General features: G+C 69.5%; 13 protein-coding genes. 1 reads left to right on the top strand and 12 read right to left on the bottom strand.

Translation table 11 applies throughout. From position 1 onward, the window contains the following. Positions 1-1,015: 1,015 nt before the first annotated feature. The 9 genes from ACFY1H_RS10715 to ACFY1H_RS10675 all read right to left on the bottom strand — a co-directional run bounded on the left by ACFY1H_RS10715 (position 1,016) and on the right by ACFY1H_RS10675 (position 10,387). Positions 1,016-1,984 carry a glutamate ABC transporter substrate-binding protein gene (locus ACFY1H_RS10715; protein WP_366577638.1) on the bottom strand — a complete coding sequence of 323 codons (969 nt, stop codon included), beginning with the start codon at positions 1,982-1,984 and terminating at the stop codon, positions 1,016-1,018. A 79-nt stretch (positions 1,985-2,063) separates the two neighbouring features. Then, a complete protein-coding gene (locus ACFY1H_RS10710) occupies positions 2,064-3,476 on the bottom strand; it encodes a hypothetical protein (protein ID WP_366577636.1) in 1,413 nt (470 codons plus the stop codon). A 95-nt stretch (positions 3,477-3,571) separates the two neighbouring features. Next, positions 3,572-3,829 carry a DUF397 domain-containing protein gene (locus ACFY1H_RS10705; RefSeq protein ID WP_386946038.1) on the bottom strand — a complete coding sequence of 86 codons (258 nt, stop codon included), beginning with the start codon at positions 3,827-3,829 and terminating at the stop codon, positions 3,572-3,574. After that, a complete protein-coding gene (locus ACFY1H_RS10700) occupies positions 3,826-4,689 on the bottom strand; it encodes a helix-turn-helix domain-containing protein (protein WP_386946036.1) in 864 nt (287 codons plus the stop codon). The genes ACFY1H_RS10705 and ACFY1H_RS10700 overlap by 4 nt, the downstream gene beginning before the upstream one ends. Before the next feature lie 108 nt (positions 4,690-4,797). Beyond that, on the bottom strand, positions 4,798-6,030 hold the full coding sequence (locus ACFY1H_RS10695; protein WP_366577630.1) for a GAF domain-containing protein: 1,233 nt from the start codon (positions 6,028-6,030) through the stop codon (positions 4,798-4,800). 196 nt (positions 6,031-6,226) lie between these two features. Further along, a complete protein-coding gene (locus ACFY1H_RS10690; protein ID WP_386946033.1) occupies positions 6,227-7,369 on the bottom strand; it encodes an acetoin dehydrogenase dihydrolipoyllysine-residue acetyltransferase subunit in 1,143 nt (380 codons plus the stop codon). Further along, positions 7,369-8,382 (bottom strand): alpha-ketoacid dehydrogenase subunit beta, encoded by a 1,014-nt coding sequence (locus ACFY1H_RS10685; RefSeq protein WP_366577627.1) that lies wholly within the window; start codon positions 8,380-8,382, stop codon positions 7,369-7,371. Before ACFY1H_RS10685 ends, ACFY1H_RS10690 begins: the two co-directional genes overlap by 1 nt. A gap of 14 nt (positions 8,383-8,396) precedes the next feature. Beyond that, complete coding sequence (locus tag ACFY1H_RS10680) at positions 8,397-9,353, bottom strand: thiamine pyrophosphate-dependent dehydrogenase E1 component subunit alpha (protein WP_366577625.1); 957 nt, start codon at positions 9,351-9,353, stop codon at positions 8,397-8,399. Continuing rightward, the gene (locus ACFY1H_RS10675; protein ID WP_366577623.1) at positions 9,350-10,387 is read right to left on the bottom strand and encodes an NAD(+)/NADH kinase; all 1,038 of its coding nucleotides are present in this window, start codon (positions 10,385-10,387) and stop codon (positions 9,350-9,352) included. Before ACFY1H_RS10675 ends, ACFY1H_RS10680 begins: the two co-directional genes overlap by 4 nt. 254 nt (positions 10,388-10,641) lie before the next feature. Between ACFY1H_RS10675 and ACFY1H_RS10670 the strand changes: the two genes are divergently transcribed. Further along, a complete protein-coding gene (locus ACFY1H_RS10670; RefSeq protein WP_386946030.1) occupies positions 10,642-11,493 on the top strand; it encodes an LLM class flavin-dependent oxidoreductase in 852 nt (283 codons plus the stop codon). A gap of 18 nt (positions 11,494-11,511) precedes the next feature. Here ACFY1H_RS10670 and ACFY1H_RS10665 read toward each other — a convergent pair whose 3' ends face one another. From ACFY1H_RS10665 to ACFY1H_RS10655, 3 genes are all read right to left on the bottom strand, one after another. After that, entirely contained in the window at positions 11,512-11,733 is a 222-nt protein-coding gene (locus ACFY1H_RS10665) for a heavy-metal-associated domain-containing protein (protein WP_366577617.1), read from the bottom strand. 238 nt (positions 11,734-11,971) lie between these two features. Then, positions 11,972-12,175, bottom strand: coding sequence for a cold-shock protein (locus tag ACFY1H_RS10660; RefSeq protein WP_086855961.1), 204 nt, complete (start codon positions 12,173-12,175; stop codon positions 11,972-11,974). A gap of 225 nt (positions 12,176-12,400) precedes the next feature. Next, positions 12,401-12,631: a hypothetical protein gene (locus ACFY1H_RS10655; RefSeq protein WP_220247900.1), complete on the bottom strand. Its 231-nt coding sequence runs from the start codon at positions 12,629-12,631 to the stop codon at positions 12,401-12,403. Positions 12,632-12,697 lie beyond the last annotated feature (66 nt).

Here is a 12,697-nt window from a genome sequence, read left to right as displayed (position 1 = left end):
GCTGAGCGGAATTGCCCTGGCCCGGGGTGCCGGTCACGCCTGGGTCCGCCGGGCGGCCGGGCTGCGAAGAGGGCTCGGCGACGCGGTTGGCCTGCTCGGGAGCCGGTCGGCCGGGAGCGTACTGCCCGCCGGGGTACGGCTGGCCCTGGGTTCCAGGGCGGGCGGGGTGGCGCTGCTGGCCCGTGTGGGACGGGGGCGGGTAGCCGGGTGTCTGGGGGTACGCGCGGGCTTGGGACTGCGGGGATTGCGGGTGCGGCGGGTAGGGCTGGTTCTGCGACGGGGGCTGCTGGCCGTAGGGAGGCTGGGGGTAGCCGGGTTGCCCCTGCTGGCCCGGGCCCTGCTGACCGGGAGCGCCCGGCATCTGCTGGCCTGAACCAGGCTGCCCCTGGCCACCCTGCGGCTGACCGGGCTGGCCCGGACCACCTTGGTACGGCTGCTGCACCCCCTGCGCGGGGGTCTGCGGGCGGTAGACCGGAGTGTTGATCACGGTCGGCGACTCGGGGTCCGGCCGAGCGGCCGGGTCGAGGCGGCCGGACACCGACGGCTCCGGCGTGTCCCAGCGAACCGGCGGCGGCGGAGTCCACGAGGGCGTCTCGGCACCCGCGTTCTCGTCCGGCGCGGCGTGCCGAGGACGGCGCGGCTCCTCCGACACAACTACCTCCCGAGATCCCCGCGGAAAAAGTCCCTCATTGATCCTAGTCGGGCACCGCGAAGCCGGGGCCCAGACGCCTCAGGTCCGCCCGAAGGGACCTGCCGCACCCCGGCGCTCGGCCGACGGAACCGCCTGCGGAGCTGGGAACCGGCGCGACTGGACCACTCGCGGACGGATTCGGGTCGGCCGGTCCGGTCGCGCGCGCCGCAGCCACCGGTCCAGTCGCGCGCCCGGACCGGTGCGGCCGGTCCACTCACTCGCAGCGGTGACCCGAACGGTCCCCTCGCACGGTTTGAGCGGCGCAAGCGGTCCATTCGCGCGGGCCTGCCAGGCGCGAGAGGCCCAGTCGCGCGGCGCATCGGACTACTTGTAGTTCGGCGAAGGCGGCGTGGCCGGGCCGAGGCGGGCGCCGACCCATTTCTGGTAGCTGGCGGCCCACGTGCCGTTGGTGCGGGTGGTTTCGAGGACCGAGTTGACGTAGCGGACGAGGTCCGGCTGGTCCTTGGGGATGCCGATGCCGTAGTTCTCCGTGGTCATGGGGGCGCCGGCGACCTTGACGGTGGGGTCTTGGGCGGCCATGCCCGCGAGGATGGTGTCGTCGGTGGAGACGGCGTCGACCTGGTGTTGCTGGAGCATGATGAGGCAGTCGGACCAGTTGTCGACCGAGACGGCGGTGGGGTGGGCCGGATCGGTGGCGATTTTGGCCAGCGAGGTCGACTGTTTGGTGGCGCAGACGCGCTTGCCCTTGAGGTCCGACAGGGATTCGGCGTTGGAGGCCTTGGGCACCAGGATCTTCTGGCCGGCGACGTAGTACACCGACGAGAAAGCCACGTCCTTCAACCGCGCGCACGTGATCGAGTACGTCCGGACGACGATGTCGACCTGGTGATCCTTCAGCACCTGCTCGCGTTGCGACGAAGCGATCGCCCGGAACTGCACGTGGCCCTCGGCGGAGCCGAAGATCGCGGCGGCGATCTGGTTGACCATGTCGATGTCGAAGCCCTCGAGGTTGCCCGTCTTGGGGTTCCGGAAGCCGAACAGGTACGTGGTCTGGTCGACGCCCGCGATCAGCTTGCCGCGGGCCTTGATCTTCGCCACCGAGGGCGACGATGCGGACGCACCGGCCGGCGACAGGCTGGCCGTCGGGTCGCAGCTGGTGTCGGACGAGCCGCCGGCGGAGGCGTCGGGGCCGCCGACGTCCGCGGGCATCGGCCAGGCCGCGTCACTCACCGGGGCCAGGTCGATCGGCTGAGCTGCCGAGCCGCACGCGGTGGCCAATACCGCGACCACTGCCAATGCGGCCGCCCGGAACAAGTGACGCGACCGAATCACCGGTACTCCCTCAATCTCCGCCGTCCGCAGGTCACGCTGCCGGCTGCCGTCGATCTCCGTCTCACGCGCGCACCCGACGTCACCGGTACTCCCGCAGACGTTCCCGGACGCCGACCGTCACGCCGCCCGCCGCGAGCACCGCGAGGGCGCCGACACCGGGGGCCAGGGCCGTCAACGCGTTGCCGCCGGCCTGGGTGTCGTCCAGGAACTCCTGGCGGCACACCTCGATGGCGTCCTGGAGGTTGGCGTCAAGGCGCGCGAACGCGGCCGCGGCACTGCCTTGACTGACGGACGTCGCGAAATCGACGGCCTGCTGGTACTGCCCGGAATCGTCCAGCTTGCGGACTTCCAGGTGCGCCAGCGACCACTCGCGCGCGGCTTGTTCGGCGGCCTCGATCTTCTGCTGGCCGGGCGTGCCGGCGGCGAGGTCACGGGCCTGGCCGAGCAGGCCGCCTTGGCCGTCGGCGCCGACGAGCTGCTCGGCGAGCTTGATGAACTGCTGTTCGTAGCTGGCGCCGTCGCCGCGGGCGACCAGGGTCAACGTCTCGTCGGCGCGGGCCTGCAGGGCGGCGATGCGCGCGCGGGCGAGCACGTCGACCTGCGAGCTGCCGTCGGTCTTGCCCGCGCCGACCAGGCTGCCCTGCACGACGAGCGCCACCGCGCCCCACAGCATCGACAGCACGATGCACGCCGTCGCCACCAGCAAGCCGATGTTGATGACGCGGTTGGTCTTGCGCGTGAGGTACACCTGCGTGACGACCAGCGCCGCCACCAGCGCCAGCAACAGCGCGACGGCCGCCCACGGGAACCCGGTGCTGTCGTCCTGCTCGGCGGCGAGCTTGTCGGTGTCCGCGCGGTACAGCGCTTCGGCCGCGGGCAGGATCGTCGTCCGCATCAGCTGCGAAGCCTCGCGAAGGTACGAAGCACCCGAAGGGAAGCCCTGACGGTTGTTCGCCCGCGCCGTCTCGACGATCCCGGTGTACACGGGGATCTTCTGGTTCAGGATGTCCACCTGGTGAGCGGCGTCACCCACATCAGTGGTGTCCGACGCGGCCTTCGCCAGCGCCGAACCGGCCTCCGCGATGTCCTGCTCGTACTTCTTGCGAAGCTCCGGCGGCTCGGTGCCCACCGACAGGAACGTGGTCGCCGCCGTCGCGTCCGCGTCGGACAGCGAGCGGAACACCTGCTGCGCCGCCGACGCGAGCGGTTCGCGGTAGCTGATCAGGCCGGAGATGGTGTCGTCCTTGTTCTGCGCCGACAGCGTGCCCACGAGCCCCGCCACCAGCGACAGCAACACCAACCCCACCGCGATCACCGAAAGCCGGCCCGGCGTGGTCGCCGCCGATCTCACGACCGCGCGCACCGCCTGGCCCGGCAGCTCCAGCAAGCCCGCGATGCCGCTGCGGCCCTCCGGTTCCTCAGGCGGGGGCGCGGAAGCACCCGTACCGCCAGTGCCCGCAGACGTCTCCGGCCGCGTCACCGTGCTGGTCATCCCCGATCCTCCCCGTACGCCACCCGCAGAAGGTAGCCGGTCGCGGAGAGCCGGGCGAACCTCACCCGGAAGGTGTCACCAGCACGTGATCTCGATCAGCGCCCGGCAGGGGAAGCAGCAGCCGCCAAGAACGCGGTCCAGGCTTCAGCCGAAACGGTGAGGTGACCCGCACCACGATCCTTCGTGTCCCGCACGCCGATCTCGATCGACGGGGTGGCGGTCACCTCAACACAGTTCGCCTGAGTGGTGCTGTAGGAGCTCTTGTTCCAGGCCCCAACCTCAACACAGTTGGCCTGCGTGGAGCTGTAGGAACTCTTCCGCCAAGAGGCCTGGCTGGGACCGGGGACGATCATGGTACGGGCTCCTCGGGTGGATTGAGATTGCCGATGGCTCTGGCAATCAGCCTAGCGGAGTCCTGTGGTGACAGAGCAACGGCAATTAGTCCCTTCCAGCCGCGTTTCACCCGGGCGATTGGCCCTTCATCCTCAAGAAAGCTACTGGCGCCAACTGTTTCGGCGTAGGCAAGACTGGGCTCATCGACGAACTCCAGAAGCAAGAACGGGCCCTCCAGCCCCGGATGCCCTCCTGCCGAAAACGGCACCACCTGGAGGACCACGTTCGACCGGTTGGACATCGTCTGCAGGTGCTGTAGCTGGCCGAGCATGATCTCGGAGCTTCCGACCACCCGGCGAAGCACTCCTTCGTCGATCAACAGGTGCACTCTCGGCCCGTTTAACCGCCCTAGCACCAGTTGTCGGTTGAGTCGCACAGCAATGAGCTTCTCGATCTCGCCGTCGGTCAAGCTTGGGTCGATGCTGTGCATGAGCGCTCGGGCGTACTCGGGAGTCTGCGCGAGGCCCGGAATCAGCAGCGGCTCGTAGTTCTTGATAGCCGAAGCCTGGTCCTCGAACCGAACCAGTTCCTTCCAGTTCGGTGGAAGTTTGCCGTGGATCTCATGCCAGTTCCGTTCCTCGCCTTCGCGCAGGAGAGTCAGCAACTCCTGGCGTTTGTCCTGCGGTGCGCGCAAGAAGCCGAGGATGGCGGAGACGTCGTCGGCATAGAGGCCGCGGTCGCCGGTCTCCATGCGGCTGATCTTGCTCTCCGAGAAGCCGAGGCCGTCGGAAACCTCTTTGCACGTCATGCCCGCCGCCATGCGCAGCGTCCGCAGCTCCGCGGAGACCCGGCGCTGCCGCACCGATGTTCGCTTGGTCATGGTGCACACCATCGCCGCTTGCCACGCGGGCAAGAAAGATCACTCACACCAATGGTGGTTGCGCGTACGCGGGGCAACCCGCGCGTGCCACTGCTTCGCAGGCCAAAACTAGCCCGCTACAGCAGATCCGTCAGGTCCGTGCACGACGACTTCGAGGTTGTCGGCGAACCGGTACGGCCGCCCCACGATGATCCCGCCGACGATCCGCCGCAGCCGCGAAACCTCGGCGCGGACGGTGACCGTGCGCGTCGCGTCGCCGAACAAGACGGACGACAATTGTGAGGCGCTGCAGCCGTTTCGGTGGGCGGCGAGGGCGTGCAGGAGCTGTGCGTGACGCGGGGAGACGCGGTGGGTCCATTCGCTCGTGGCGCCGTAGACCGTGAGCATCGGTTCGCCGGGGACGCGCAGGTCCAGGGAAACCCGGGTCGGTGGCGCGGCTTCGGAGTCGGCCAGGCGGATGAGCCAGCCGCCGGGCAGTGGTTCGACCACGCAGTGGCCGTGGGCCGGCAGCCACAGCGGACCCGGCCCCACGGACGCGGGCAGCGGCAGCCGGCCGGCGGGCGCCAAGCCGGTGGCGGCGGCGATCCAGCCGTGTGGATCGGTGACCAGCGCGCGGCCGGAAACCTTGGCCAGCAAGGGAACCGCGATGCCGCGCAGGCGTTCGAGGTCGGTCAGGTGCGAGGTGCGCAGCTGGGACTCGGCGAGGCGGCCGACGGCGTCGACGAGGGCGAGGGTGGTGGCGTGGACCGTCGAGGCGGGGCCGGAGAGGTCGACGACGCCGAGGAGCCGGCCGTCGCGGGGATCGTGCAGCGGGGCGGCGGCACAGGTCCAGTCGTGCTGGGCGCGGACGTAGTGCTCGGCGGAGTAGACCTGCACCGGCCGCCGGGCGACGAGCGCCGTGCCGATGGCGTTGGTGCCGACGGCTTCTTCCTGCCAGTCGACGCCCTCCACGAACCCGAGGCGGTCGGCGCGGCGGCGGACCGGGACGGAGCCGTCGCGCCAGAGGACGTGGCCGGCGGCGTCGACGATCACCATGATGTGCGCGGCCTGATCGGCCAAGCTCAGCAGGCCGCCGCGCAGGATCGGCAGCAGGGGCGCGAGTCCGCTTTCGCGGCGGCGTTCTTCGAGCTCGGCGACGTCGAGCACCGGCGACGACGCGCCACGGTCCGGATCGACGCCGAGCGCCTGCACCCGCGACCAGGACTCGCTGATCACCGACCGCGGCGCACTGGGCAGCTCTTCGCCGGCGATGGCTGCCTCGTGGACGCGGGCGAGAGCGCGCGCGTGCCGCCGGGGGTCGACCCCGACCGGCAACGCTGCCTCGAGGTGCTGCTGGCCCAACCACCGCTCCTCGTCCGACTCCCCACGCACCCAACGCCACATTGGGGCGCTCTTCACCCGGCTTCCGGCGCCAGTGTGCCGGTGAGCGGGCCGTGATCGGAAGAGGCGGTGACTTCACCGACAGAGTCGATCAAGGGCGTAACGGCGTCGATATCGGGCCGATCAAGGCGCGATCAGAGGGGCAGTCAAGGGCCGATCACGGCCGTGACGATCCCCCCGTCGCTCCCCCGGCAACCTCGACCACGGCTTCGACCACAGCCGACGGTTTCTCCAAGTGCACCAGGTGACCGGCGCCTTCGACGCGGTGGACGTCCGGGAGACCGGCGGCGTTTTCGGCTGGGAGCACGGCGTCTTCACTGCCCCAGACCACGGTGACCGGGCCGCCGTACTGCGCCAGGAGCGGGGCGACGTGCAGACCCGGGGTGTCGTCGTCTTCGAGCAGGGTGGTGAGGAGCTTCTCCAGGACGCGGTCGACGCCGTCGAGGCGTTTGTACTTGAGGAGGTCGTCGGCGAGACGGCGCGTGACCAGGTCCGGGTCGGCGAAGAGGGCACCCAGGTGCGGTTTCAGCTCTCGCCTCGACGTGGCGGTGGCGAACCCGCGCAGGTAACCCGCGTTGATGCGGTCGCCGAAGCCCGCCGGGGCCACCAGCGTCAGCGAAGAGACCTTCGCGGGTTGCGCCGCGGCGGCGGCCACGACGACGGCGCCGCCGAGCGAGTGGCCGACGAGGTGCGCTCGGGTGACATTGAGTGTTTCCAGGAAGCCGAGGACGGCGTTGGCGAGGGTGGTGAGCGAGCCGTCGCCGACGTCCTTGGTGGACTCACCGTGACCGGGGAGGTCGAGGGCGTGGACGGTGCGGCCGTCGGCGAGCGGCTCCTGGACGAAGAGCCAGGAGTTCTTGTCGCCGCCGTAGCCGTGGACGAGGACGACAACCTCGCCGTCCGCACCACCACCGTCACCGAGCGTGGCATAGCTGAGCTTGCGGCCGTCGACCTCGACGGTGCCGGTGACCGGTCCAGCCGCCTCCTCGACCACGCCTTCGGCCAGCTCCCGCAACGCGACCTCGGCGGCTTCGTCGACCTCGGCGTCGGCGACGGAGGCGGGCGCGACCAGGGCGATCGTGGCGCCGACGGGCACGTCCTCCCCCGCCGGCGCGATCACCCGGCGCAGCACGCCGGAGCCCGGGGACTCCAGCGTGCCGGTGATCTTGTCGGTGTCGATGTCGACGAGATCGTCACCCTCGGTGATATCGTCGCCTTCGGCGGCGAGCCAGTCGGTGATGCGGCCCGTCTTCATCGACAAGCCCCACTTGGGCATGGTGACACGCTGGATGTCGGCCATCAGCGGGTCCAGCCGACCACGGCTTTCGCCGCGTTGACCACCTGCTGGGGGCCCGGGATGTAGAGGTCTTCGAGCGCGTCGGAGAAGGGCACGGGCGTGTGCGGCGGCGTGACCATCTCGATCGGCGCCCGCAGCGACGCGAACCCTTCACGGGCCACGAGCGCGGAAATGTCCGTGGCGAGGTTGCAGCGCGGGGAAGCCTCGTCGACGATCACGAGCCGGCCGGTGTTCTCGACGCTTTCGAGGATCGTCTCGGTGTCGAGGGGACTGGTCGTGCGCGGGTCGATCACCTCGGCCTCGATGCCGCTTTCGAACAGCTCGTGCGCGGCTTCCTCGGCGACACCGACCATGCGGCCGATCGCGACGATGGTGATATCACCGCCGTCGCGCAGGACATTGGCTTCGCCGAACGGAATCGTGTAGCTGTCTTCGGGGACTTCGCCGGTGGTGTCGTAAAGAGCCTTGTGCTCGCAGAAGATCACCGGGTCGTCGTCGCGAATGGACTGGATGAGAAGCCCCTTGGCCTCGTACGGGCTGGAGGGCACCACGACCTTCAGGCCCGGGATGTGCGTGAAGATCGGGTACAGGCACTGGGAATGCTGGGCGGCCGCCCGCAGGCCCGCGCCGTACATCGTGCGGATCACCACGGGCGTGCGCGCGTTGCCGCCGAACATGTAGCGGAACTTGGCTGCCTGGTTGAAGATCTGGTCGAAGCAGACGCCCATGAAGTCGATGAACATCAGCTCGGCCACGGGCCGCTGGCCGGCCGTCGCGGCGCCGATGGCCGCGCCGATGAAGGCCGATTCGGAGATCGGCGTGTCGAGCACCCGGCCGGGGAACTGGTGGAAAAGCCCTTTGGTGACGCCGAGAACGCCGCCCCACGCGTCGTCCTCGCCGGGGCTGCCCGCGCCGCCGGCGTTGTCCTCGCCCATCACGATCACCGACTCGTCGCGCTGCATCTCCTGCGCGAGGGCCTCGTTGATCGCTTCGCGGTAGCTGATCGTGCGTGCCATGACTCGCGCTCCCTTCAGTACGAGACGTAGACGTCGGTCTCCAAGTCGGCTCGGGTGGGTTTCGGTGCGGCTTTGGCTTCCGCCACGGCTTCTTCGACGAGTTTCGCGACTTCGGTGTCGACCTCGTCGAGGCTTTCCGCGGACAGCTCGCCGCTTTCGACGACGCGCGTGCGGAAGCGCTTGAGGCAGTCGAGGTTTTCGCGGGCGTTTGCGACCTCGTCGGCGCGGTAGCTCTGCTGGTCGCCTTCGAAGTGGCCGAAGTAGCGCGTGAACTTCACTTCCAGGAGCGTGGGACCGCCGCCGTTGCGGGCGCGGTCGATGGCCTCGCCGGCGGCTTCGGTGACGGCGAAGAAGTCGTAGCCGTCGACGATCACGCCCGGCATGCCGAAGCCCGCGGCGCGGTCGGCGATGTTGTCCGAGGCCACCGACCAGGTGCTGGACGTGGCTTCGGCGTAGCCGTTGTTCTCGGCGACGAAGAGCGCAGGCAGGTTCCAGACGGACGCGAGGTTGAGGGCTTCGAGCGTGGTGCCCTGGTTGCTGGCGCCGTCGCCGAAGAAGGCGACGCCGACGCCACCGGTCCCCTGCTGCTTCGCGGCGAGCGCGGTGCCGCAGATGAGCGGTGGGCCGCCGCCGACGATGCCGTTGGCGCCGAGCATGCCCTTCGACAGGTCGGCGATGTGCATCGAGCCGCCCTTGCCGTGACAAGATCCCGTGGTGCGGCCGTAGATCTCGGCCATCATGGCCTTCACGTCCACGCCCTTGGCGATGCAGTGGCCGTGGCCGCGGTGGGTGCTGGCGATGGTGTCGCGGCGGTCGAGATGGCGGCAGACGCCGGCGGCCGAGGCCTCCTCGCCGGCGTAGAGGTGGACGAAGCCGGGGATGTCGCCGCTGGCGAACTCCTCGTGCACGCGTTCCTCGAACGCGCGGATCGTGCGCATGGTGCGATAAGCCTCCAGCAAGGTTTCCGTCATCGTCGACGCTCCTTATTCGGTTCGTTCGCGGACGTGGTGCGCAACAACCCCCGTCTGGCCGCTTCGGCCATCACCGCGCGGACGTCGACGCACCACGGCCCATCGGACCGGAGCTCGACGTACGCGCTCTCCCCTGGCTTGAGTTCGAGCTCGCGCTCTCCGTCGACGGCGATCACGCCACCGCCGGCGGCGAGGTCCACGCGCATGCCCTGCTGGAGCACGCCCCAGCCGCGCACGCCGACGGCTTTCACCAGGCCGGGGGCGATGGGCGCGTGGACCACGTGCGGGGTGACGCCGACGGGCCCGAGCTTGAGGGCGACGCCGTCGGCGCTGGACCGCGGGCTCGGGCAGAGCTGGCCCGCGATGCTGGACAGGCCGATGCCGTCGGGCTCGGCGAAGGTGCAGTAGAGCTCGGTGAGCGATGCGGGATCCCACAGCGCCTTCGCACCGACGTGCTTGCTCAGGGTCACGGCGACGTCCACCAGGGCGATCTCGCGCCGCGCCTTGGTGACGACTTCGAGCTTGCTCACGCGGTGGGTGACCAGGTCGGGGTCGATCTGACCGCTCGCGATGAAGCCGGCGGCGAGACCCGCGACGGTGGCTTCGCGCATCTGCGGGAAGGCGTTGTTGGTGCCGGTGGACAGCGCGAGTAGCGGTACCTCGCCGCACGCCTTCGCGGCGACCCGGGCCGTGCCGTCGCCGCCGAGGCACACGATCACGCCGGCGCCCGCGTCGACCATGCGGCGGACGGCGTTCATCGTGTCCTCCGCGGTGCCCGTGAGCGGGTCTTTGTCGCAGAACTCGACACCCGGCAGCGGATGGCGCCCGAGCTGCCGGAGAACGGCCGCGGAAATGCCACCGAGGTCCGTGGAAACGAGCGTTCTCCCCACGCCCGTGATGGCCAGCGAGGCCAGCACGCGCTGGACCATGTTGGCCTTCTCGGCCGTCGGGAACACGGACGCCTGCGCCACCAGCCGTCGGATGTCCCGCCCCGACGCCGGGTTGGCAACGATGCCCGCCACACCTGGGCCCACCACAGATCTCCTTGTCCTGCTTGTGCCGGTTCAGCAGACCGTGTGAAGCGGGATAGGGGAAGGGTTGCGGAGGGTTGCAGCTCGAATGCTCACCCGGACGGCCCAGTACTTCGGCCGGGGGAATCACCCAGCCGAGGCAGGGGTCGAAGGGCACCCCGCGCGGCAGGACGCGCGCCGATCAGGTGACGCGGCCCGGCAAACGGGTCGATCGTGTTAGACCGACCGGTAAATCTCTTACCCGGAAAGCGGTGAGCATGAAGATCGGTGTCGGAATCCCGAACCAGGTGCGCGACGTCCGCCCGCAGGTCATCCCCGAATGGGCGGCGCAGGCCGAGGAGGCGGGATTCTCGTCGCTGGCCACCGTCGGCCGGATCGCCTACCCCGGCGTGATGGACACGGTGGCACTGGCCGCGGCGGCGGGCGCGACCAAGTCGATCGGGCTCATGAGCGGTGACCTGCTGGCGACGGTGTGGCCGGCGCCGTTGCTGGCGAAGGAACTCGCCGCCATCGACGGCGTTTCCGGCGGCCGGCTGACCGTCGGCTTCGGGATCGGCATCCGCCCGGACGACTTCGTCGTGGACGGACTCGGCACCAAGGGCCTCGGGGCGCGCATCGACCGCGACCTCGAGACGTACCGTTCGATGTGGACAGGACAGCCGGTCGGTGGCGGTGACAACCCGGGCGTGCCGGCCGGGACCCGCGAGGTGCCGATGCTCTTCGGCGGCATGGCGCCGGCGTCGTTCGCGCGCATGGCCAAGTGGGGCCAGGGTTACGTCGGCGGCTCGGCTCCGGCGCAGTTCGTGGCCGGGCACTTCGAGCAGGCCCGCGCCGCGTGGAAGGACTCCGGCCGCACCGGTGAGCCCTACCTGGTGGCGCTGGCCTACTTCGCGCTCGGCGACCCCGACCAGGGCCGGGCGAACGTCGGCGACTACTACGCCGGCGCGGGCGAATTCACCGAGCTCGCTGTGTCCGGCCTGTGCGGGACGCCCGAAAAGCTGAAGGCGACCATGACGTCGTTCGCCGACCTCGGCGTGGACGAGCTGATCTTCAACCCGGGCACCGACGACGTGGCCGACGTCAAGCGGCTCGCGGACGCCGTGCTCTGATCGGCTGATTCCGATCGGCTAGACGAGTGCCGCGGTGCCTTCGTAGGTGTAACCCGCTTCTTCGACGGCACCGCGGACGGCGTCCTCGCTGAGCTCTTCGGCGCTGCGCACGACGACGCGGCCGGTTTCGACGTCGACCTCGACGCTTTCGACGCCCGGAAGTTCGGTGATTTCCTCGGTGACCGACTGTGCACAGTGGCCGCAGGACATCCCGGAGACGGTGTAGCCGTTCTCGATCATGGCGCGCAGCCTACGAGGTCCACGTCGGACACGATCGGGTGATAGCGGGGTGAGCCGGAGGCACGGAAGTCGTTGTCCGGCAAGGGAAACCAGATCGTGGGACAACCCCGGCGCAGCGCGCAACGGTATGGCGTAAGTCAGCGCCGACAAGACGGCGGCGCTGACTTACGACAGCGTTGACATACGAAAAGGGCCGCCACCCGTAGCGTGGGTGACGGCCCCTTCACGAAGGTCTAGGTCAGATGACGGTGACCGACGTGGCCTGCGGGCCCTTCTGGCCCTGGCCGATCTCGAACTCCACGCGAGCGTTCTCTTCGAGGCTCTTGAAGCCGCTACCCTGGATCTCGCTGTAGTGAACGAAGACGTCGCCGCCACCGTTGTCGGGGGTGATGAAGCCGAACCCCTTCTCGGAGTTGAACCACTTCACAGTGCCCTGAGTCATTAAATATCTCCATACATAACACCAAACGGGAAGCCACATCAGCATCCCGGGTCAAACCCGGGCGGTTTGCTTCCTCGAGTGAGGAGACACTACGCCCGCTGAAATCTGCGAGCGTGACTCACAAAAATCGAGACCATCTAAAGTAAAGCACAGCTCGTGGCACAGGGACAACCCGAGTCACCCGCGCTCACCCTCGTGACCAGGCCGGAGCCGGGCCGGGGTGAGCTATTCGCCACTCGCCGGACGCAGACCGCCTCCGAACGGCGAACGCCAGCCGGCGTCCTGGTCACCGACCACGACGGCCACGTCGTGGGCCTCCGCGACGGCGCTGAACAGCACCGGCACGACACCCGAGGTCTCGCGGACCTGCTCCGTCGCCGTGCGCGCCCCGGCGGCGCGCGCCGCGGCGGTGCGGGCTGACGAACCACGCGAAACCGTGGTCTTTTCGTCGGCCATGTTGAACTCCCCTCGTTCCCACCCGCCTCCCAGCGGGCGATGCCGTGATGATGTCATCCGGCACCG

This window comes from Amycolatopsis sp. NPDC001319 (assembly GCF_042896185.1).
Taxonomy (GTDB): domain Bacteria; phylum Actinomycetota; class Actinomycetes; order Mycobacteriales; family Pseudonocardiaceae; genus Amycolatopsis.
The sequence above is the reverse complement of the archived record's forward strand: the minus strand, read 5'-3'. Positions and strand labels throughout refer to the sequence as shown.